The sequence below is a fragment of the Roseibium algae genome, from assembly GCF_037783265.1.
Lineage (GTDB): Bacteria > Pseudomonadota > Alphaproteobacteria > Rhizobiales > Stappiaceae > Roseibium > Roseibium algae.
In genome coordinates, this window is the sequence record NZ_JBAKIA010000011.1 from 149,181 (window position 1) to 170,025 (window position 20,845).

Below are 20,845 nucleotides of genomic sequence, written 5' to 3' on the forward strand. Positions count from 1 at the left end.
CTTTGATGCCATCATCGGATCAAAGAGTTAGGGTTGTTGTGTGTCGCTATGATTATTCAAGATTTCCTGAACTGGGTTGATACGGCTCCGGATGGACCGCGCGCTGAAGCCGCAGGTGCTTTGGCGAGAGCCTGGCTTTATTCGGATCTCGATGGGGATAGCCGGAGAGGGGCGAACGCCGCACTGACCTACTTGCTTGATGATCCATGCGTGGATGTTCGCTTGGCATTGGCTCATAGCCTGTGCCGCAGCCAGGATGTGCCGCGCCACCTTTTGCTTTGCCTTGCGAGCGACATCAGCGAAGTCGCAAGTGTTGTTCTGGAAACCTCGCCGATTTTCACGGATGCGGAATTGATTGATACTCTTGTCAGCCCGCAAGACGATCTTCAGGAGGTTGTGGCTGGTCGCCAAAGCCTATCGGCTGCTGTGTCAGCAGCTGTTGCGGAAGTCGGATCGGAAGCTGCCTGTCGCCGGTTGCTCTTCAATGCGTCAGCCAGGATTGTGCCGACCAGTCTTATTCGTCTTGCCGAGCGGTTCCGTCACGTTGCAGATCTGCGCGAAGCGATGCTCAAACGCACGGATTTACCGATTCAACTCCGACATGCTTTGCTTTTGGTTCATGCGCGAACTCTCGGCGCAGGAGCCGGAGGGGCGCATTCTGAGGGACCCGAATACGAACCTGACATGTTCGCAGATGCATCGGACAAGATTGCATTAGGACTGTCGGAGCAAGCATCCGGGGCAGATCTGGATGCCTTGGCGGACTACCTGCGAGATGAAGGCCTTTTGAACACCAGACTGCTGCTGCGAACTGTATGTTGTGGGCGTTTTCGCTTCCTTGCCAGTTCACTGGCTCTTCTGTCCGGAGTGCCCTGTGATCGCGTCATTCGGGCGTTGATCGCGGCGCGGCCGTCAGCTTTGCGTGCTATCTTGCGCAAGGCAGGTTTGCCGATCAGAACCCATCAGGCATTTTTGCTGGCGATTGATGTTGTCCGCGAGGGGGGGGCTGATCTGACCAGTGACTTGCCGCTTGACCAAACGAGAGCGCTGACCGAATGCCTTTTGAGCGAGTTGCAAGATGAGGCGCTTGGATCAGATGGCGACATTCTTGCCTTTATGCGGCGGTTTGCCATTGATGTGGCGCGCCTCGAGGCGCGGGCCTACATCAGCAACTCTTGCCAAAAAGCTCTGAGTGCAGCCTGATTCCATACCGCAGTGCCTGGAAGCTTAAAATTTCAGAATGAACGTGGTGCGCGAAGCGCTTTATGTCTTCAAGTGATTGAGAAATTCGTCTGTCACTTCATTCAGGCTCTGAAGCAGAGCCAACCCTGTCTGGTTGTTCTCGTCTTTTGCACCCTCGGCAACCATCGCACGAATGGCGACGACATATTGCTCCAACAGCGGCAACGGCAGACCTTCGGGCGTTGGGACTGTTTCGATCAAGTTGCAGAGGCTTGCGGACACAGAGCCAACAAGCGGATATCCGAGCGTTAGCGCCTGCCCTTTGATATTGTGAGCACATTGGTAGAGTGGGGAGAGCGTTTCAGCTGACAGGCCTTCATTTTGGATGGTTCCCAACGCGGAAGATAAATCGTCCGTTTCACCGGTCATCCAACCGCCGAAGTTTTTGGACAGGCGTTCCAGTGCCACTTCGGCCGCTTTTATCGGATCGAATTTCGCAGCTTCACGCGGGCCCATGATTCGCACTTTCTTGCGCAAATCATTCGGTGGCGTGATGCGCTCCTGCTCGCCGTCTTCAATTGTTTCGGCAGACATTGGCGTTTCGTGCTCCGGTTTGGCGTGTTGCGCGGATAGCAGGTAAGTAAATCGGCTGTCTAAGCAATCTAATAATTCCCTGGATACGACATTCACTATTGATGCAGGAACTTAATAGTCCCTTGCGTTTTAATGTCCGCTAAGCGGAAAAGCTCAATATCGGAACATTTCAGCCAGAATACGCTCATCCCATCCGTGATCTGAATCAAACATCATCAGGCCTTCAACGTTGCTGTCTTCGTGAATGGAGACTTTGACGACATTGCGTATTTCCGTGTGATCAGCTGAGGCGCTAACTGGGCGCTTGTTATCGTCCAGAACGTCGATATCGACACGGGCTTTATTTGGCAACAGAGCTCCACGCCAGCGGCGGGGGCGAAAGGGGCTGATAGGAGTCAAAGCAAGAAGGGGGGCAGAAATTGGCAGGATCGGGCCATGAGCGGACAGATTGTAAGCCGTGCTGCCTGCTGGTGTTGCCACCAGACAACCGTCGCAGATCAGTTCTTCAAGGCGCGTGCGGTTGTCGACTGAAATTCTCAAACGGGCTGCCTGAGATGTCTGCCGCCAAATAGAGACCTCGTTGATCGCCCTTGCTGCATGGCTGTAGCCGTCACGATCAATCACCTCCATATTCAACGGGTGGATCGGCGTGATGTCTGCCCCGAGCAGTCGGGCAGGCAAGTCCTCTTCCCGGTATTCATTCATCAGGAAGCCGACCGAGCCCCGGTTCATGCCATAAATTGGTGTGCCCGTGCCCATATAGGAATGGAGCGTCTGCAACATGAGGCCGTCGCCACCGAGTGCAACAATCACATCGGCTTTCTTTGGCGCAACGTTGCCATATAGAGCTGAAAGACGGCTGCAGGCCTCTTGTGCTTCATCGGTGTCGCTGGCGACAAAGGCAAGCCTGTCTGTTTTGATGGCTTTTCGTGTGAGTGCTGCCTCAGGCTGGCTCATCGTGCTTGCTGCTCTTCATTGCGGCAGGGATCTCCCGCCAGCTGGATTGTCTCGCCACCAGTTAATAGCAGTCATTGGCCTAACGCCAAGACTGATTTACGTCGTGGAGGGGGCGAATTATTTTATACACTTGAGTCTCATCAAAGGCCGGCGGATGAACATGAGGTCGGGTTCTGATTACATTCGCCGGTTCGTTGATGAAACTGGTTCAGTTGCCGCAGCTCGGATTATCTAGGAGCGATTGCCACTGCTTTCGTGGCACGGCAATGGATTTATCAGTTCCATTGGTTGCTGACACCACGGCAGCAATTTTCAGCTCGTTGTTTTCCTGGATGAAAACCGGCCCACCGGAGCCGCCTTGCTTGACGATGCAATCTGTAACCCAGCTGTCTGAAACTTCTCGGATGATGTGGCATGCTGGGTCCAGGCTGGGGAGGTAACGGCGATCTCTATGATAGCCGGCTGCCATCAGACTGGTTGTTCCGGGCATGGTGTGCTGTGCTCTAAGGGAAATCTGGGCGATCGGGGGCAGGCTATGCGAAAAGGCGGCATTCTATGTGAGACCCAAACCAGAATGTAGAACTGCTTCACAGTGTTGTGGTGTACATTCTGAATGATGGCAAGGCGACTTCAGGCCGCTTCTGTCAATTTGATTTGCGAAAGAAGCTCTTCAGGGCATGAAGGGCGGTGCCACAAGTAGCCTTGGCCAAAATCACATTTCAGATTAGCCAGTTCTGCAGAAACTTGCTCATCCTCCACTCCTTCGGCGACTGTTTTAAGTCCGAGGCCATTTGCCATAGCCAAAATGGCTGTGACCAAGACCCTCTTTTGACCATCGGAGCACATGTCCCGAATGAAAGATTGATCGATCTTGAGGCATTTGATCGGAAAGCGAGACAGATAGCTCATCGCGGAATAGCCGGTACCGAAATCATCGATTGTGATTAAAATGCCGAGATTTGCAATTCTCTCGAGCAGCTCGACCATGTCGTCTGTTTCACTCAGCAGCAAGCTTTCTGTGATTTCAAGTTCGAGCCACGAAGCGCGGCATCCTGTTTCCTGTAGACATTTGCCCAAGGTCGTTAGCATACGTCCGTATACCAGTTGTTTTGCCGACACATTGACCGCAACAACAAATGGCTCCTTGGAGACTTTGTTGCACTCGACAGCAAACTGGCAGGCCTGCTTCATCATCATATCGCCGATTTCAAGGATATGGCCTGTCTTTTCGGCGATGGGTATGAACTCTGCCGGACTGATTATGCCTTTTTCAGGATGGATCCAGCGGCACAAGGCTTCTGCGCCAGTGATTTTGCCGGTCGACAATTCCACTTTCGCCTGAAAATAGGCAGTGAACTGCTTTGCAAGCAAACCCTCTTTGATCATTGTTTCTAATTCAAAGACTTTTTCGGCTTTTGCGCCCATTTCCGGCAAATAGTGGGCCGAACAGCCACCGCCCGCTTCTTTTGCCGCGTATAGCGCCATGTCAGCATTTCCGTATAGTTTTGAATCGGACACGGTATTGTCTTGCCAAAACGCCAGCCCGATGCTTGTGGTAATATTGACTTGCGTGCCTTCAACAGAGATTGCTCTTCGAGCCTCAGCATGGATTTCACTGGCAATTTCATCAGCTTGGTCTGTGTTCCGTATGTTTGGCAGGATGACGAAAAACTCATCGCCACTGAGCCTACCTATTTTGCCATGCTTGCCGATGACCTTTTTCAAGCGCTTTGAAAATTCTCTCAAAATGTGATCCCCTGCCAAATGCCCAAGGGTATCGTTGATCGATTTGAACCGATCCAGATCGAGGATCATCAAGGCATAGATTCGGTTTGTCGGTTGATCGTTTTGAAGGTCTTCATGCAGTGCCTGGTAAAAGGACGCACGATTTGAAAGACCAGTCAGGCTGTCCTTGTAAACCATACTTTTCAGTTGGGCGTGCATAGCCAGTCGTTGAGTTTCATTGGCAACGAACGTCTGCATCGCGGTGGCCATTTCACCGATTTCGTCGCCTCGTCCAGCACCCGTAATTGTCAACTGGGTGTTTCCTGAGGCCAATTCCTTCATATTGTCGGTCAAGGCATCGAGCGGGTCCGTAATGTTGCGTGTAATTGAATTGGCAATCATGAGAACCAACATGCCGCCCAAGCCTAGAAACATCGTGAGTTCGATCAGGTAATCCCACGATGCTATCGTGACATCATCTAGATATACAGCAGAAGCAATAATCCATCCCCAGGGCGCAAAATGCTCGGACCAGGCAGCTTTCGGGACGTTGCTTGTTACATTTCCCTCAAACTCCCGAGCACCAACGTAATACGTCACCCCGCCGCCGTTTATGGCTTTCCTGATCATGGATTGGGTTTGGGGCGCTTCCCAGGCACTTGTACCTTCAAAATATAGTCTATTGCTGACCACACGGATGCCATTCTCATCAAAGGCAAAAACCCTTGCGCCGCCATTGAACTTCATGGAGCGGATGGCATCTCGTGCTTTGTCATGTGCGGCTTTTTCCGACAATTTTCCTGACTTGTAGAGGCCATAATTATCCTCTGCAATTGACTTGCCGGATTCTACGAGGGCGCGGACCTTTTCTATGTGCCCTTCTTTCATTGAAGTTTGAAGCGAATTAAAGCTGTAAACTGAAACGGCTATTGTAAATATTCCAAATATCCAAATTGGAAATCTTACTTTGAGTTTCACATTAAATCGATCGAATTTCATGAATGGCCTAATGTAAGATCACGTCAGTTAATGTAATTGTTCTATTTTTTATTCCTTAACGTCCGCTTACTGAATTCGATGAATTTATATTCTGGAAATTCCCTATTGTAAGTTGTATTATCTGTATGGCTAAGTCATTTTTAGAATATGTAATTTTGTTTTTGCTCAGTTGCTAGAAATTGGCAAGCCGTTGGTCTTTTTGATGTTGATTTTCAATGCGCTAATCGAAAAATATTAATAGCGCTCGTCATCTGGGCCATCTTTATTCTTTGCAGGCGGCCCAGAAAATTGGAGAAATTATCTCTCCGGTCTGCCGGTATCCTCTACCTGATGTTTCCGAGCCGTCTGATGGACTGGCAATTGGCAAGCGCCATCTTGCACTAGCGCTCTCTGGCAACTGTGCATTTTTAGCGTTGGTGATTGCGAAGGAATGTCAGGGAACAGTTTCTTTTAAACAGGCCATATCAGGTCAGTGCTCATTTAGAGAGTCAGTGTGCCTGGGTTTGTTTGCTGGCTCATTTTAGTGGAAGTAACTGTTCTTGTGATGAACGGGTTCTTCCGTTCATGTAACTACCGCTGGCGGGATGAAGAAGGCGCCCTTGGTCGGCCTTTTCAATGCGGTCATCATAATGTTTTACCCGTTGCTTTTGATCATGCAACGGGCTCAGTCGGCCTAAAATAGTCTGACTTGAATACTCGTTTCCCGCCCGTTTCAGGCTCGGCGGGCTTTGCGGTTGGCGTAACGACGATCACGTTCAGCCTTGCGCGCTGCTTCGTCTTCCAAGACACGTGAAACACGTTTCTTGCTTGCCAGCTCACGCTCTTCAATTTCGGCTCTGGCGGCGGCTTCAATCTCAGCTTTACGTGCTGCGGCTTCGGCTTCAATGCGATTTTTTTCATCTAACTTTGCTTGTGCTCGTTCAGCGCGGCGTGCTTCCCGGGCTTCAGCAATGGCAAGGCGCTCTGCCTGCTTGGCTGCGCGCGCAGGTTCAGAAGCTTCTTTTGCTGCTTTATAGGCTGCTAGAAGATCCGCTTTTGCTTCGGCTGCGGCGTTGCGACGATCAGAGTGTTTGCTGTTCTTGAGGTTTCTCAAATGTCCATTCCAGTTGAAGTGTCTTGCCAGAGGCAATTCAGGCCTGTTGAGGCCGTTGACTGTCGTTCTCAGGCATATAGCAATCTATCAGGCTATTGGCCAAGAAAGTAGTAAGAAAAAGGCCAGACAATTTGTCTGACCCCGTTTGGTTTCATGCTTTCGGCAATGCGATTATAATCGTGACAACAGGAAAGCCGCCAGTAATTTAAACGGCTTGGAGATTACAGGCTGACATCTTGCCAGACTTGTTATCGCGCTCAAGCTCGTAGGAGATCTTTTGACCTTCGGTAATTTCGCTCATGCCTGCACGTTCTACTGCGGAGATATGGACGAAAGCATCATCGCCGCCATTATCAGGCTGAATGAAGCCGAAGCCTTTGGTTGAGTTGAACCATTTAACTGTGCCAATGGTCATGATGAACCCTTTCTTAGCAATACAATTGACCGCAGCGTCAAAGCGCCACGAATGATGATAACGATGCTTTAAAGGGAGGTTCGTTCAGGCGCGTTGCCAATCACGCAATAACCAAAGACTCAGCAAGAAAATATCGATGCTGCGCAATCAATGCCATTTGAACCGGCTTGTCAAATTTTAATTTCAATGTTCCATGGAGATTGAAGCAAACGCCCTTGTGACGCAGCAAGAGCCAGGTCGTTCCTGAGCATTTCAGAAGAGATGCTTAGAGGCTGTTAGGCAATTGCCTTTTCAGGTTGGGGCTATTGCTGAGAAGGCATGGGTAGATGAAGTGAGCCGTCAGGTATACTGCGACCGTCTATTTGGGCTCAGACCCTAATAACAAGCCGTGATTTGGTGAATAACCGCTATGGTAAAACTCAAGATGGTCTGCAAAGATCATCACATTGAAATCATAAGTGTCTTACGCAATGTTCCGCAAAATTTCTGCCTCTGCCATGTATATGGGGTTGCTCGCTGCCTTTGTTGGCTATTCAGCTTCCTTCGCTATTGTTCTGGCCGGGATGACTGCCATGGGCGCATCTGGCGCGCAGGCGGCAACAGGCTTGTTCTTCGCAACGATTGGAATGGGCGTTTGTAGCATCTGGCTCCCCGCTGTTACACGCACACCTGCCGCCGTCGCGTGGTCCACTCCGGGCGCTGCCTTCCTTGCTTCAACGGCAGCCCTTCCGGGGGGCTTTGGTGAAGCGGTCGGGGCGCTTGTCTGTTGTGCAGGATTGATTGTCCTGACCGGATTTATTCCGTCCCTTGGACGGATCGTTGCCTCTCTTCCAAAACCGATCGCTAGCGCGCTTCTGGCAGGCGTCCTTCTGAAGTTGTGCCTTGCGCCTGCTGTTGCACTCGGGACTATCCCTCTTCTCGTGTTGCCGGTTCTGAGCGCATGGCTAATTGGATTGACCTGGAACAGGTTGGCCGCGATGCCATTTGCCGTGGTGGCTTTCATGGTTGTGTTGTACTTTGTTGTTGATGTGCCGGTGACCGAGGTTCAAACCACGGCAGCATTTTTGCCAAACTTTGCGCCTGTATCACCGGTTTTCACGCTGAGTGCCTTCATCTCTGTGGCTCTGCCGCTTTATCTTGTGACGATGGCCGGACAGAATATTCCCGGTTTTGCTGTGCTTGAGCTCAATGGCTATGCTGTCGACCGCCAGCCGCTGCTCTTTAAAACCGGACTTGTCAGTCTCCTGATTGCACCTTTCGGAGCAATCCCGGTCAACATGTCCGCGATAACGGCGGCGATGATGGCAGGCAAGGACGCGGGGGCCGATCCGGCAGGCCGATACTGGGCGGCGATCATTTCTGGCATGGCTTTTATTTTACTGGCCTTTGCGGCTGCGAGCATCACATCGCTCGCAAGCCTAGCACCTGTGGCTTTGATTACAGCTGTAGCTGGTCTTGCGCTAATACCAGCTCTGGTCGGCTCGATCTCGTCGGCTTTCAAGGAAACTGACCAGCTGGAGGCGCCCGCTCTGACGTTTCTCATTGCAGCAAGCGGCATGACTCTTTTTGGTGTCAGCGGTGCTCTCTGGGGGATCGTTGCTGGGACTATTATATGGATTGCAAAGAGCCATCGGCGGCAGAAAACGTCTTAAATCTATAAGGCCTGCTAAAACAGAAACGCCGATCTGACTATCTGTGTCACTCAAGTTATATCTTGATGCGTTTCTGAGCCGAGCTTTTATGTGCTGAACACGAGCTGTCGTCTAGATTCGAAAATCTGGTCGATCGTGTTTGATTTTGCATCAAATCAAACGGTGTGGGATATAGGGGATAGCTTCTGACTAAATCTTCTGACGGTAACGTCAGGCATCCTGATATATAAATCCAGGTGAAGTGGTGCCGGCAACAGGATTCGAACCCGTGACCCCCTGATTACAAATCAGGTGCTCTACCAGCTGAGCTATACCGGCTAACGCCTCGTCGGATCGTCTGACGTGCGAACTGGAGCCCTTTTTCCCGATTTTGCCCGGAGAGGCAAGAGGAAATATTCACTTCATCAACTTGTTACGCGATTTTTATGATCGCGGATGTGGAAAACGTCTCTCAAGTGTCTTTTGTACGAGCTTCAGAGTGGCTGAAATGCTGCGGGAAATACAAGGGCTTGGCTATTCACAAGATGGATGCGGCACTGAGCGTTATTGATCTCTCAAGTGTGATAAAATATGAATGCAGACTTCAAGTAATTCGGTGTGGGATTTGATCCACGCCACAAAAAGGATCTCCAGTGATGTTTCTCGCGATGAACAGGTTCAAGGTCAATGTCGGTCAGGAAGAGGCTTTTGAGACAGTTTGGAGAGAGCGTGATTCCCAGCTTGAAAAGGTGCCGGGCTTCAAAAGCTTCAACCTGATGAAGGGCGCGGAAGATGAGGATGCTGCAATCGTGCTGTATGCCTCCCATACAATTTGGGCCAGCAAGGAAGATTTTACTGCCTGGACCAAGTCGGATCACTTCAGAACCGCTCACAAGAATGCTGGCAGCAACAAGCACCTTTATGCGGGGCCGCCGAAGTTCGAAGGCTTTGAGATGGTTCTTTAAAGGTAACTGTTTCTTGAGTTGGTTAGTTTCGGGGGGGGGGGGGCGATCGTCATAGCGCCCTTGAGATCGGCCAGCCTTGTCGCATCAAAGGAGACGTAATTGTCTGACGAAGTCGATTGTATACCGGTTCTGCCATCTTTGAATCTGGCGGAGAGCAAAGCGTTTTATGAAGGTCAGCTGGGCTTTGTGGTTGTTCATGAGGATCCGACCCGTCTGATCGTACGCAGAGGGACGATAGAACTCCATTTCTGGCCGACGGATCGTAAGGAGCTCTGCGAAGCGTCAAGCTGCTATATTCGTGGTGGCGGGATTGATGTGCTTTATGATGCGTTCAGTCAGGCCAAGGTCGCAGGGCTCAGTGCCTTTGAGGTCCGACCCTGGAACATGAAGGAGTTTTACATCCATGATCCGCATGGAAACCTTCTGGCCTTCGGGCGTATTCCCGAGGTTGAAGCTGCTTAGGAAAATTTGAAATAGAGTGCCCGGGAGCATCTGAGTGTTTTGAGTCCCGGGCATATTTCGGTCTAAAGACCCATTTTATGCCTTGCCACATAGAGAGACAAGACGGCGGCATTGGAGACATTCAGCGACCGCAATTGCCCTGGCATGTCCAGACGGGCGAGTGTGTCGCACGCGTTACGGACGCCCTGGCGCACCCCTTTGCCTTCGGAGCCGAGCACCAGAACTGTTTTATCGCCAAATTCAGTGTCTTCCAGTGAGGCCTCGCCGTCGCTGTCGAGTGCGACCCGGAAAAATCCTTCGTCGCCCATTTCCGAAATAAATCTTGCCATGTTTTTCACGCGGACGTGCTTGATCATGTCGAGTGCGCCGGAGGCTGATTTTGCCAAGACGGAGCCTTCCTCGGGTGCGTGGCGTTCTGTCGTCACTACGGCATCCGCAGCCAAAGCAACGGCTGAACGCAAGATCGCACCGACATTATGGGGGTCTGTGACCTGGTCAAGGGCTAGCACCAGCCGCGCACCGGCCAAAGCCTCAACGCCATAAGCGGGCAGGGGATCCACTTTCAAGATCATGCCTTGATGGACCGAATCTTTCGTGACCATCCGGTCGAGGGCTTTTGGTGCCATCTCTTCAATGGGAACATCAATGGTAACGTTGCGCTCTTTGAGGCGGTTTACTGCATTCTCGGTAGCATAGAGCGTGATACGCTTACGGTCCGGATTGGCGAAGGCCGCCTCAACGGTGTGCAGGCCGTACAGTAGGGTCGGGCCATCCGGTTGCAGGCCAGGGCGGCGTCCGGTCGGGGGCTTGCCACGTCCTGCAGGAGCGCGCTTGCCAGTGAATGGGGGGCGTTTGCTGTTCTCGGTCATGGTTCCACATACTGCCAAAGCAGGGAAACCGGCAAGCTTGAATGCTACATTCGAATGGTTGCTCTTGAAAATACCGCGGAGCCGGTTTGGCCTGAAGATTTGTAGCTGAGTGTACGTAAGTTGGGTAATGTTACTCCCTGAAATGATCCACAGCCAGTGCAGGCAACTTATGACGAGTTTTTTGAAGGTTGGGTATAAACTGTAATAAGCGCGGATTCTTGCGGTTCATAAGCCCTGTTGTTCATCGGCTAACTGCCTAATCTGTCTAAAGATTGTGGTTTTCTGATTTTCACAGTGAAAACGGCGTTGACACTCGGCGAACTCATCGTCATAAACCGCGCCACGGGATTGCTCGTCCCCTTCGGACGGGCTCTTCGGTAAGCCATCCTGGCCGTTTCGGCGTGAAGCAGGACATGATGGAGGAGTGCCCGAGTGGCTAAAGGGGGCGGACTGTAAATCCGCTGGCTAAGCCTACGTTGGTTCGAATCCAACCTCCTCCACCAATGTCTCGCCTTATGGCCGTTCGCGGGTGTAGCTCAATGGTAGAGCAGCAGCCTTCCAAGCTGACGACGAGGGTTCGATTCCCTTCACCCGCTCCAAATTGGGTGCTGATCGGAGTGTCCGGAGCGGAGATCCCTTCGTCTGGAAAATCTCGAACAGTTATACGAGACGTTTATCTCTGACTGCGGCATGAGACCGGAGCGGCGACATTCATCTCGCCTCGAGCCTTTATCGATTGAACGCGTAATGGACAGAGAGCAACGCGATGGCCAAGGAAAAGTTTGAGCGTAATAAGCCGCATGTGAACATTGGCACGATTGGCCATGTTGATCACGGCAAGACCACGCTAACAGCTGCAATCACAATGACGCTTGCTGAAGTCGGCGGCGCAGTGGCGCAGGCATATGCTGACATCGATGGTGCACCAGAAGAGCGTGCACGCGGCATCACCATTTCAACGGCTCACGTTGAGTATGAGACGGAAAACCGTCACTACGCTCACGTTGATTGCCCAGGTCACGCCGATTATGTGAAGAACATGATCACTGGTGCGGCGCAGATGGATGGCGGCATTCTCGTCTGTTCAGCTGCAGATGGTCCAATGCCACAGACACGTGAGCATATCCTGCTTGCCCGTCAGGTTGGTGTTCCGGCGCTCGTCGTGTTCATGAACAAGGTTGACCAGGTCGACGATGAAGAGCTTCTTGAGCTCGTCGAAATGGAAATCCGCGAACTTCTGTCTTCCTATGAGTTCCCAGGCGACGACATTCCAATCGTCAAGGGTTCTGCGCTGGCAGCTGTTGAAAACCGTGATCCGGCCATTGGCCGTGAAGCGATCCGTGAGCTTATGGCTGCGGTTGATGAATACATCCCGACGCCAGAGCGTCCGGTTGACCAGCCATTCCTGATGCCAATCGAGGATGTTTTCTCGATCTCAGGTCGTGGTACGGTTGTGACTGGCCGTGTTGAGCGCGGGATCGTCAAGGTCGGTGAAGAAGTCGAAATCGTCGGCGTGAAAGACACCACCAAGACAACGGTTACCGGTGTTGAAATGTTCCGCAAGCTGCTCGACAGCGGCCAGGCAGGTGACAACATCGGTGCTCTTATCCGTGGTGTTGCCCGTGAAGATGTTGAGCGTGGCCAGGTTCTTTGTAAGCCGGGTTCAGTTAACCCGCACACGAAGTTTACGGCTGAGGCTTATATCCTCACCAAGGAAGAGGGTGGTCGTCATACGCCGTTCTTCACCAACTACCGTCCGCAGTTCTACTTCCGCACGACCGACGTGACGGGTGTTGTTCATCTGCCGGAAGGTACCGAGATGGTAATGCCGGGCGACAATGTGTCGGTCGTCGTTGAATTGATCGTACCAATCGCCATGGAAGAAGGCCTGCGCTTCGCTATTCGCGAAGGCGGTCGTACCGTCGGCGCCGGTGTCGTCGCTTCCATCGTCGAGTAATTGAAAATTTGAATACCGGACAATGAATTTGTCCGGTATTCTTTTGGTCCGGAAGCTTGCTTGAGGTGAGTGGACGGGCTATCAGGAGCGAGGGTCGCACGTGCGGTCCTTTTGAAGGGGTATAGCTCAGCTGGTAGAGCGACGGTCTCCAAAACCGTAGGTCGCGGGTTCGAACCCTGCTGCCCCTGCCATTTTGCTCTTGATCATTGGCTCCCGAGAGCTTAAAGAGTTGTCTCGGTGAGGCGCGCGGAATTTTCTGCGCGCCCACTCGTATTTAACGGACCCGAATCGAAATGGCCAAAAGCAATCCTTTTACTTTTGTACAGCAGGTGCGCTCCGAGGTGTCGAAGGTCACTTGGCCGACACGCCGCGAAACTGCGATCACGACAGTCATGGTATTCGTCATGGTGCTGGTCGCTTCGATATTCTTCCTGGTTGCCGATCAGTTGATGGGCTGGGGAATTGGTTTGCTTCTCGGGGTTGGCGGTTAATCTCCGTTTTGCGGTTTCGAGAAATATAAAAGAAAAAATAGAAGCGGATCTGAGGACTATGGCCAAGCGCTGGTACATTGTGCACGCCTATTCGAATTTTGAGAAGAAGGTCGCCGATTCCATTCGCGAGAAGGCCGAACAGAAAGGGTTGACCGATCTGTTCGAGGAAATCCTGGTTCCGATGGAAAAGGTCGTTGAAGTTCGCCGCGGTCGCAAGATTGACGCTGAGCGCAAGTTCTTTCCAGGCTATGTGCTTGTTAAGATGGACATGACCAATGAGGCGTTTCACCTGATCAAGGACACTCCGAAAGTGACCGGGTTCCTTGGATCTGATCAGAAGCCGATGCCGATTCCTGAAAAGGAAGCGCTTCGCATCATCAATCAGGTTCAAGAAGGTGTTGATCGTCCGAAATCTTCTGTAACTTTTGAAGTTGGTGAGCAGGTTCGGGTTTCAGATGGACCGTTTGCATCCTTCTCCGGTCTGGTGGAAGAGGTTGATGATGAGCGGGCCCGTTTGAAGGTCGCTGTGTCTATCTTTGGCCGCGCTACACCGGTCGAATTGGAATTCGCTCAGGTCGACAAGACTTGATCTGAGTGTTTGGGCGTCGCCATTGTGCGGCGCTTTCGTATGTCCGGACCGGAATGTCGGTGCGGGCGGTAAGTGGGTGGTAGGTCCTGGTGTTCTCGCCGGATGCCAATATGGCCAGACCACCAACTCCTTCGATGTTTCGGTGGGAAATCGAAACAGACGCTATTGGAGAGACAAATGGCGAAGAAAATTGCTGGTTACCTGAAACTGCAGGTACCTGCCGCATCTGCGACCCCGTCGCCCCCAATCGGGCCGGCGCTTGGTCAGCGCGGTTTGAATATCATGGAATTCTGTAAGGCGTTCAACGCCAAGACGCAGGATGTCGAAAAGGGCGCTCCATGCCCAACCGTGATCACGTATTACTCTGATAAGTCCTTCACGTTTGAAGTGAAAACGGCTCCTGTCAGCTTCTTCCTTAAGAAGGCCGCTGGCCTGAAAAAGGGAGCGCCGACTGCAGGTAAAGCTACCGTTGGATCCGTCAACCGGTCTCAGGTTCGCGAAATCGCCGAAGCTAAGATGAAGGATTTGAACGCTAACGACATCGATGCTGCAATGCTGATGATCGAAGGCTCTGCCCGTTCCATGGGCCTCGAGGTTACGGAGTAAGGTCATGGCTAAGCTTGGAAAGCGCACGCGCGCCGCCCGTGAGGGCATCGATCGCGATAAGGCCTATGCTCTTGGTGAGGCTCTTGGCCTGATCAAGGAACGTGGCACTGCAAAGTTTGACGAAACCGTTGAGCTTGCGATCAACCTTGGTGTTGATCCCCGTCATGCGGATCAGATGGTTCGCGGCGTTTGCATCCTGCCAAATGGCACAGGCAAGTCCGTCAAGGTTGCCGTCTTTGCACGTGGTGACAAGGCTGACGAAGCCCGCGCTGCTGGTGCCGACATTGTTGGTGCAGAAGAGCTGGTTGCTGAAGTTCAGTCCGGCAAGATCGAATTCGATCGCTGCATCGCAACACCTGACATGATGCCGCTTGTCGGTCGTCTTGGTAAGGTTTTGGGTCCACGTGGCCTGATGCCAAACCCTAAGATCGGCACAGTAACGCCTGACGTTACCTCCGCTGTGAATGACGCCAAGGGCGGCGCTGTTCAGTTCCGCGTTGAAAAAGCCGGTATCGTTCACGCAGGCGTTGGCAAAGTGTCCTTCACTGCAGATGCGTTAAGCGAAAACATCAAGGCTCTTGTGGATTCAATCCAGAAGGCCAAGCCAACAGGATCCAAAGGATCTTACCTGAAGCGCGTTTCCCTGTCTTCTACGATGGGTCCGGGCGTCAAGGTTGATCTGGCGACTATCGCTGGCGAATAATCCGCCTCGCGGATTTCTACAAGTTTCCAGTTGGGTAACCATCTGGATTGGTCCGACGGTTTTCCGCCGGACCACCCTGTCTCAGACTGCAGGTGCCGGGAAACCGGTTTAAGCCAAATGGGCCTGCATAGATGGGTGAGAACCGATTGTCCCTGAATAGGGAGGAATGGTTCGAACCGAGCCTTGCCGCGCTGCCCGCGTGAGCGAGGGGACAGGACCCCTGAGCGTCGTTTGTGGACGTTCCCGGGTTCGGGAACCGACAGCAACGGCAAAGGCAAACCGGTGGCGGAAACGCCACCTAATGGAGATGGCAAGTGGAAAGAGCGGAAAAGCACGATTTCGTGACAGCTCTCAACAGCGAGCTGGGTGACACCGGCGTCGTCGTTGTCGCGCACTATGCAGGTCTTTCGGTTGCAGAAATGACGGCACTTCGTTCGTCAGTTCGTGAAGCCGGTGGCTCTGTCAAAGTGGCAAAGAACCGCCTTGTGAAACTTGCCCTTCAAGGCACGGAACTAGAGCACGTCAGCGATTTGTTCACGGGTCCGACTTTGATCGCCTATTCGGATGATCCAGTCGCAGCCCCGAAAGCAGTCGCAGACTTTGCCAAGGCAAACGACAAGCTCGTTATCCTTGGTGGTGCTCTTGGTTCCACCAACCTGAACCCGGATGGGGTCAAAGCACTGGCTGCACTGCCGTCGCTCGATGAGCTACGCGGAAAGCTGGTTGGCATGATCCAAACTCCAGCGAGCCGTATCGCACAGGTTGTAAACGCACCGGCCGGGCAGCTTGCCCGCGTCTTCGGCGCGTACGCCAAGAAGGACGAGGCCGCATAAGGCGCCCATACACACTGTCTGTAACCAATCACTGGTTCGAACACTTAAGGTATATAGAAAATGGCTGATCTCGATAAGATCGTAGAAGACCTGTCCGCATTGACTGTTATGGAAGCTGCTGAACTCAGCAAGCTTCTTGAAGAAAAGTGGGGCGTTTCTGCTGCTGCACCTGTAGCTGTTGCTGCTGCTGGCGGCGCTGGCGAAGCTGCTGCTGAAGAAAAGACTGAATTTGATGTTGTTCTGACGTCTGCTGGCGACAAGAAAATCAACGTCATCAAGGAAGTCCGTGCCATCACTGGTCTTGGCCTCAAGGAAGCAAAGGAACTCGTTGAGTCCGCTCCTAAGGCTGTCAAGGAAGGTGCTGCCAAGGACGAAGCTGAAGAACTGAAGAAGAAGCTTGAAGAAGCTGGTGCTTCTGTAGAGCTTAAGTAATCGGGTTTTAAAACCCTTGCGGTCCCGGGTTTCCGGGGCCGCATTCTTGCCCCGGCGGGTTTTCCCGTTTCCGGGGCACCTGTCCCACTAGGGGGACGGTTTTCCGAAGCGCCTGGGCCTTGGCCCGATTGATAAGGGGCGTTTCGGCCAGCCGTTACCCGGCCGATACGAGGAGCGACAATGACCCAAACGTTCAACGGTCGCAAGAAGGTCCGGAAATATTACGGATCGATCCGCGATGTCGCGGCTATGCCTAATCTGATCGAAGTGCAGAAAGCGTCTTATGACCAGTTTTTGCAAGTTGATGAGATGCCAGGCGGTGGCCGCAAGGTAGATGGCCTTGAAGCTGTCTTCCAATCCGTTTTTCCGATTTCCGATTTTGCAGGAACGTCTCTTCTTGAGTTCGTTTCCTATGAATTCGAGCAACCCAAGTATGATGTAGATGAGTGCCGTCAACGCGGCATGACATTCTCATCACCCTTGAAGGTAACACTGCGCCTGATCGTGTTCGATGTCGATGAAGACACCGGCGCGAAGTCCGTAAAGGACATCAAGGAGCAGGACGTCTACATGGGCGATATGCCGTTCATGACGTTGAATGGCACCTTTGTTGTCAATGGCACCGAGCGCGTTATCGTCTCGCAGATGCACCGTTCTCCGGGCGTGTTCTTCGATCACGACAAAGGCAAGACCCATTCTTCGGGCAAGCTTCTGTTCGCAGCGCGTGTGATCCCTTACCGTGGGTCATGGCTCGACATTGAATTCGATGCCAAGGACATTGTCCACGCACGTATCGATAGACGCCGTAAAATTCCGGTAACGTCTCTACTGATGGCCCTTGGTCTCGACGGCGAAACCATTTTGAACACGTTCTACAATCGCATTGAATATACGCGTGCGAAGGATGGTACATGGCGTATGCCGTTTGACGGTGCTCGCTTGAAGGGCACAAAAGCGGCTTATGATCTCGTGGATGCTGACAGCGGTGACGTTGTTGTTGAAACCGGTCAGAAAGTGACAGCTCGTACGATCAAGCAGTTGGCCGAAAAGGGTGTTGTTGCCCTGCGCGTCAGCGACGAAGATCTACACGGCCATTATCTGGCTGAAGACATTGTTGATCTCACTTCTGGTGAGATCTACGCAGAAGCCGGCAGTGAAATCACCGGCAAGGTTCTTGAAGACCTGATCGAAGCTGGGCATGGCGATCTGCCCATCCTTGACATCGATTATGTCAACACGGGGCCTTATATCCGGAACACTCTGGCCGTGGACAAGAACGAGTCGCGTGAAGACGCATTGTTCGACATCTACCGTGTCATGCGCCCAGGTGAGCCGCCCACCATCGATACTGCCGAAGCGATGTTCAATTCGCTGTTCTTCGATGAAGAGCGCTATGATCTGTCTGCGGTTGGCCGCGTTAAGATGAACATGCGTCTCGACCTCGAGTGCGAAGACACTGTTCGTGTCATGCGCAAAGACGACATCTTGTCCGTGATCAAGGTTCTTCTGGAACTGCGTGATGGCAAGGGTGAGATCGATGATATTGATAACCTTGGTAACCGCCGCGTTCGTTCCGTTGGTGAGCTGATGGAAAACCAGTATCGTGTCGGTCTTTTGCGCATGGAACGTGCGATCAAGGAGCGTATGAGCTCTGTTGAGATCGATACGGTGATGCCGCAGGATCTGATCAATGCCAAGCCGGCAGCTGCTGCTGTTCGCGAGTTCTTCGGATCATCGCAGCTGTCACAGTTTATGGATCAGACGAACCCGCTGTCTGAAGTCACTCATAAGCGTCGTCTTTCCGCGTTGGGCCCAGGTGGTCTGACCCGTGAACGTGCAGGCTTTGAAGTCCGTGACGTTCATCCAACGCATTACGGACGTATCTGTCCGATTGAAACTCCGGAAGGCCCGAACATTGGCCTGATCAACTCGCTGGCGACATTCGCCCGTGTGAACAAATACGGCTTCATTGAAAGCCCATATCGTAAGGTCAAAGACGCGACAGTTACGGACGAAGTCGTCTATCTGTCCGCTATGGAAGAAGCCAAGCACTATGTGGCTCAGTCCAATGCGGAGTATAATGCAGACGGCAAGTTCACGACTGAACTAATCACATGTCGCCACGCTGGCGAAAACATGATGGTCCCGTCTGAACGCGTTGACTTGATGGACGTGTCGCCGAAGCAACTGGTTTCTGTTGCTGCTTCCCTGATCCCGTTCCTTGAAAACGATGATGCGAACCGCGCATTGATGGGTTCCAACATGATGCGTCAGGCCGTGCCTCTGGTACGTGCTGAAGCACCATTCGTTGGAACTGGCATGGAAGCCATAGTGGCTCGTGATTCCGGTGCTGCCATTGGTGCCCGCCGGACCGGTGTGGTCGATCAGGTTGATGCGACACGTATCGTTATCCGTGCAACGGAAGATCTTGATCCGGGCAAGTCCGGCGTCGACATCTATCGTCTGATGAAGTTCCAGCGTTCGAACCAGAACACCTGTATCAACCAGCGTCCGTTGGTTCGTATTGGCGACATCATCCAGAAGGGCGACATCATCGCCGATGGTCCTTCGACCGATCTGGGGGATCTGGCTCTTGGACGGAACGTGCTTGTCGCGTTCATGCCCTGGAATGGCTATAATTTTGAGGATTCGATCCTCTTGTCCGAGCGAATCGTTTCTGACGATGTCTTCACCTCCATTCACCTCGAGGAATTCGAAGTGATGGCGCGTGATACGAAGCTTGGGCCAGAAGAAATCACCCGTGATATTCCGAACGTATCGGAAGAGGCTCTTAAGAACCTTGATGAAGCGGGTATTGTCTACATTGGTGCTGAACTGACACCAGGTGACATCCTCGTCGGCAAAATCACGCCAAAGGGTGAAAGCCCAATGACGCCTGAGGAAAAGCTCCTCCGTGCAATTTTTGGTGAAAAAGCCTCTGACGTTCGCGATACATCCTTGCGCTTGCCGCCAGGTGTTGGCGGAACTGTTGTGGAAGTTCGTGTCTTCAACCGCCACGGCGTTGAAAAAGACGAACGCGCCATGGCGATTGAGCGTGAGGAAATCGAACGCCTCGCGAAGGATCGCGACGATGAACAGGCTATTCTGGATCGTAACGTCTATGGCCGTCTGGCCGAGATGCTGCTGGGCAGAATAGCGGTTGGTGGTCCCAAGGGTTACAAGAAGGACAGCCCGCTCGACGGCGATGTCCTGAATGAATACCCACGCTCGCAGTGGTGGCAGTTTGCCGTCGACGATGAGAAGTTCATGAGCGAAATCGAAGCTCTGCGCGGTCAGTATGATGACAGCCGGAAGCTTCTTGAGCAGCGGTTTATCGACAAGGTCGAGAAGTTGCAGCGTGGCGATGAACTTCCACCGGGCGTCATGAAAATGGTCAAGGTCTTTGTTGCTGTGAAGCGTAAGCTTCAGCCGGGCGACAAAATGGCCGGACGTCATGGTAACAAGGGTGTGGTTTCCAAGATCAATCCTTGTGAAGATATGCCGTTCCTTGAAGATGGAACACATGTCGACATCGTGCTGAACCCACTTGGGGTGCCGTCACGCATGAACGTTGGTCAGATCCTTGAAACGCACCTTGGCTGGGCTTGTTCCGGTATGGGTAAGCGGATCGGGGAGCTCTACGACCAGTATCGCAAGTCCGGCGAGATCGATCAGCTTCGTGGCAAGGTCATCGAGATCTACGGTGACAACATGAAGGGCGACAACGTCAAGGATTACGACGACGAAGGTGTCGTCCGCCTTGCGGAACAGCTGCGCAAGGGTGTTTCCATCGCGACTCCGGTCTTCGATGGTGCACGTGAGCCTGATGTTGTTGATGCCTTGAAAGTTGGCGGCTTGAAGCCAAGCGGACAGTCGACACTCTACGATGGCAGAACGGGTGAGGAATTCGATCGTCAGGTGACAGTGGGCTATATCTATATGCTCAAACTGCATCACTTGGTTGATGACAAGATCCACGCTCGTTCGATTGGCCCGTACTCACTTGTTACGCAGCAGCCGCTGGGTGGTAAAGCGCAGTTTGGTGGTCAGCGCTTTGGAGAGATGGAGGTCTGGGCACTGGAAGCATATGGTGCAGCTTATACGCTGCAGGAAATGCTGACGGTGAAATCGGATGATGTTGCCGGTCGTACAAAGGTCTATGAGGCCATCGTTCGCGGTGATGACACATTCGAAGCCGGCATTCCGGAAAGCTTCAACGTGCTTGTTAAAGAAATGCGGTCCCTCGGTCTGAACGTTGAACTTCAACGCAACGACCAGCCCCAAATTGAAGGCGAAGTGGTAGCCGATGCTGCCGAATAACCTCAAGGGCATGAAAAAGACC

At 52.5% G+C, this 20,845-nt stretch carries 19 protein-coding genes and 4 tRNA genes; 15 read left to right on the plus strand and 8 right to left on the minus strand.

The annotated features are described in order from the left end of the window. Positions 1–48: 48 nt before the first annotated feature. Entirely contained in the window at positions 49–1,203 is a 1,155-nt protein-coding gene (locus tag V6575_RS15770) for a DUF2336 domain-containing protein (protein WP_340275670.1), read from the plus strand. 60 nt (positions 1,204–1,263) lie between these two features. On the opposite strand, the gene V6575_RS15775 is transcribed toward V6575_RS15770, so the two are convergent. The 6 genes from V6575_RS15775 to V6575_RS15800 form a co-directional block, all read right to left on the minus strand. Further along, entirely contained in the window at positions 1,264–1,776 is a 513-nt protein-coding gene (locus tag V6575_RS15775) for an Hpt domain-containing protein (RefSeq protein ID WP_340275671.1), read from the minus strand. A gap of 153 nt (positions 1,777–1,929) precedes the next feature. Continuing rightward, the gene (locus V6575_RS15780) at positions 1,930–2,733 is read right to left on the minus strand and encodes an NAD kinase (RefSeq protein WP_340275672.1); all 804 of its coding nucleotides are present in this window, start codon (positions 2,731–2,733) and stop codon (positions 1,930–1,932) included. 208 nt (positions 2,734–2,941) lie between these two features. Further along, positions 2,942–3,223 carry a trypsin-like serine peptidase gene (locus V6575_RS15785; protein ID WP_340275673.1) on the minus strand — a complete coding sequence of 94 codons (282 nt, stop codon included), beginning with the start codon at positions 3,221–3,223 and terminating at the stop codon, positions 2,942–2,944. Positions 3,224–3,363: 140 nt separating this feature from the next. Further along, the gene (locus V6575_RS15790) at positions 3,364–5,346 is read right to left on the minus strand and encodes an EAL domain-containing protein (RefSeq protein WP_340275674.1); all 1,983 of its coding nucleotides are present in this window, start codon (positions 5,344–5,346) and stop codon (positions 3,364–3,366) included. Between the two features lie 823 nt (positions 5,347–6,169). Next, positions 6,170–6,550, minus strand: a complete 381-nt coding sequence (locus V6575_RS15795; protein ID WP_340275675.1) for a DUF6481 family protein — start codon at positions 6,548–6,550, stop codon at positions 6,170–6,172. A gap of 205 nt (positions 6,551–6,755) precedes the next feature. Beyond that, positions 6,756–6,965 carry a cold-shock protein gene (locus V6575_RS15800; protein ID WP_340275676.1) on the minus strand — a complete coding sequence of 70 codons (210 nt, stop codon included), beginning with the start codon at positions 6,963–6,965 and terminating at the stop codon, positions 6,756–6,758. A gap of 470 nt (positions 6,966–7,435) precedes the next feature. Here V6575_RS15800 and V6575_RS15805 point away from each other — a divergent pair, with 470 nt between their 5' ends. Beyond that, a complete protein-coding gene (locus V6575_RS15805) occupies positions 7,436–8,617 on the plus strand; it encodes a benzoate/H(+) symporter BenE family transporter (RefSeq protein WP_340275677.1) in 1,182 nt (393 codons plus the stop codon). Between the two features lie 242 nt (positions 8,618–8,859). On the opposite strand, the gene V6575_RS15810 is transcribed toward V6575_RS15805, so the two are convergent. Further along, positions 8,860–8,935 (minus strand) — tRNA-Thr (locus V6575_RS15810). A gap of 317 nt (positions 8,936–9,252) precedes the next feature. On the opposite strand from V6575_RS15810, the gene hmuQ reads away from it, so the two are divergent. Next, positions 9,253–9,561 carry a heme-degrading protein HmuQ gene (gene hmuQ, locus V6575_RS15815; protein WP_340275678.1) on the plus strand — a complete coding sequence of 103 codons (309 nt, stop codon included), beginning with the start codon at positions 9,253–9,255 and terminating at the stop codon, positions 9,559–9,561. Between the two features lie 99 nt (positions 9,562–9,660). Further along, positions 9,661–10,023: a bleomycin resistance protein gene (locus V6575_RS15820; protein WP_340275679.1), complete on the plus strand. Its 363-nt coding sequence runs from the start codon at positions 9,661–9,663 to the stop codon at positions 10,021–10,023. Positions 10,024–10,085: 62 nt separating this feature from the next. Here the strand turns inward: V6575_RS15820 and V6575_RS15825 are convergent, their stop codons facing one another. Next, the gene (locus tag V6575_RS15825; RefSeq protein ID WP_340275680.1) at positions 10,086–10,892 is read right to left on the minus strand and encodes a TrmH family RNA methyltransferase; all 807 of its coding nucleotides are present in this window, start codon (positions 10,890–10,892) and stop codon (positions 10,086–10,088) included. 418 nt (positions 10,893–11,310) lie between these two features. Here V6575_RS15825 and V6575_RS15830 point away from each other — a divergent pair. The 11 genes from V6575_RS15830 to rpoB all read left to right on the plus strand — a co-directional run bounded on the left by V6575_RS15830 (position 11,311) and on the right by rpoB (position 20,823). Then, positions 11,311–11,395: transfer RNA gene (locus tag V6575_RS15830), tRNA-Tyr, on the plus strand. Between the two features lie 22 nt (positions 11,396–11,417). Further along, positions 11,418–11,491: transfer RNA gene (locus V6575_RS15835), tRNA-Gly, on the plus strand. 167 nt (positions 11,492–11,658) lie between these two features. Further along, complete coding sequence (gene tuf, locus V6575_RS15840; RefSeq protein ID WP_340275681.1) at positions 11,659–12,849, plus strand: elongation factor Tu; 1,191 nt, start codon at positions 11,659–11,661, stop codon at positions 12,847–12,849. A 115-nt stretch (positions 12,850–12,964) separates the two neighbouring features. Further along, a tRNA-Trp gene (locus V6575_RS15845) sits at positions 12,965–13,040 on the plus strand. 102 nt (positions 13,041–13,142) lie between these two features. Beyond that, complete coding sequence (secE, locus tag V6575_RS15850) at positions 13,143–13,340, plus strand: preprotein translocase subunit SecE (protein WP_340275682.1); 198 nt, start codon at positions 13,143–13,145, stop codon at positions 13,338–13,340. 58 nt (positions 13,341–13,398) lie between these two features. Beyond that, positions 13,399–13,929, plus strand: coding sequence for a transcription termination/antitermination protein NusG (gene nusG, locus V6575_RS15855; RefSeq protein WP_340275683.1), 531 nt, complete (start codon positions 13,399–13,401; stop codon positions 13,927–13,929). A 177-nt stretch (positions 13,930–14,106) separates the two neighbouring features. Continuing rightward, entirely contained in the window at positions 14,107–14,535 is a 429-nt protein-coding gene (gene rplK / locus V6575_RS15860) for a 50S ribosomal protein L11 (protein WP_340275685.1), read from the plus strand. Positions 14,536–14,539: 4 nt separating this feature from the next. After that, positions 14,540–15,238, plus strand: a complete 699-nt coding sequence (gene rplA, locus V6575_RS15865) for a 50S ribosomal protein L1 (protein ID WP_340275686.1) — start codon at positions 14,540–14,542, stop codon at positions 15,236–15,238. 314 nt (positions 15,239–15,552) lie between these two features. Then, positions 15,553–16,071, plus strand: a complete 519-nt coding sequence (rplJ, locus tag V6575_RS15870; protein ID WP_340275687.1) for a 50S ribosomal protein L10 — start codon at positions 15,553–15,555, stop codon at positions 16,069–16,071. 60 nt (positions 16,072–16,131) lie between these two features. Beyond that, complete coding sequence (gene rplL, locus V6575_RS15875) at positions 16,132–16,503, plus strand: 50S ribosomal protein L7/L12 (RefSeq protein ID WP_340275688.1); 372 nt, start codon at positions 16,132–16,134, stop codon at positions 16,501–16,503. A gap of 180 nt (positions 16,504–16,683) precedes the next feature. Continuing rightward, positions 16,684–20,823, plus strand: coding sequence for a DNA-directed RNA polymerase subunit beta (rpoB, locus tag V6575_RS15880; RefSeq protein WP_340275689.1), 4,140 nt, complete (start codon positions 16,684–16,686; stop codon positions 20,821–20,823). Positions 20,824–20,845 lie beyond the last annotated feature (22 nt).

Bases quoted from the DNA above. Each gene is read 5' to 3' on its own strand.
- V6575_RS15770 (WP_340275670.1), top strand. From the start codon at position 49: ATGATTATTCAAGATTTCCTGAACTGGGTTGATACGGCTCCGGATGGA.
- V6575_RS15775 (WP_340275671.1), bottom strand. From the start codon at position 1,776: ATGTCTGCCGAAACAATTGAAGACGGCGAGCAGGAGCGCATCACGCCA.
- V6575_RS15780 (WP_340275672.1), bottom strand. From the start codon at position 2,733: ATGAGCCAGCCTGAGGCAGCACTCACACGAAAAGCCATCAAAACAGAC.
- V6575_RS15785 (WP_340275673.1), bottom strand. From the start codon at position 3,223: ATGCCCGGAACAACCAGTCTGATGGCAGCCGGCTATCATAGAGATCGC.
- V6575_RS15790 (WP_340275674.1), bottom strand. From the start codon at position 5,346: ATGAAAGAAGGGCACATAGAAAAGGTCCGCGCCCTCGTAGAATCCGGC.
- V6575_RS15800 (WP_340275676.1), bottom strand. From the start codon at position 6,965: ATGACCATTGGCACAGTTAAATGGTTCAACTCAACCAAAGGCTTCGGC.
- V6575_RS15805 (WP_340275677.1), top strand. From the start codon at position 7,436: ATGTTCCGCAAAATTTCTGCCTCTGCCATGTATATGGGGTTGCTCGCT.
- hmuQ (WP_340275678.1), top strand. From the start codon at position 9,253: ATGTTTCTCGCGATGAACAGGTTCAAGGTCAATGTCGGTCAGGAAGAG.
- V6575_RS15825 (WP_340275680.1), bottom strand. From the start codon at position 10,892: ATGACCGAGAACAGCAAACGCCCCCCATTCACTGGCAAGCGCGCTCCT.
- tuf (WP_340275681.1), top strand. From the start codon at position 11,659: ATGGCCAAGGAAAAGTTTGAGCGTAATAAGCCGCATGTGAACATTGGC.
- secE (WP_340275682.1), top strand. From the start codon at position 13,143: ATGGCCAAAAGCAATCCTTTTACTTTTGTACAGCAGGTGCGCTCCGAG.
- nusG (WP_340275683.1), top strand. From the start codon at position 13,399: ATGGCCAAGCGCTGGTACATTGTGCACGCCTATTCGAATTTTGAGAAG.
- rplK (WP_340275685.1), top strand. From the start codon at position 14,107: ATGGCGAAGAAAATTGCTGGTTACCTGAAACTGCAGGTACCTGCCGCA.
- rplA (WP_340275686.1), top strand. From the start codon at position 14,540: ATGGCTAAGCTTGGAAAGCGCACGCGCGCCGCCCGTGAGGGCATCGAT.
- rplL (WP_340275688.1), top strand. From the start codon at position 16,132: ATGGCTGATCTCGATAAGATCGTAGAAGACCTGTCCGCATTGACTGTT.
- rpoB (WP_340275689.1), top strand. From the start codon at position 16,684: ATGACCCAAACGTTCAACGGTCGCAAGAAGGTCCGGAAATATTACGGA.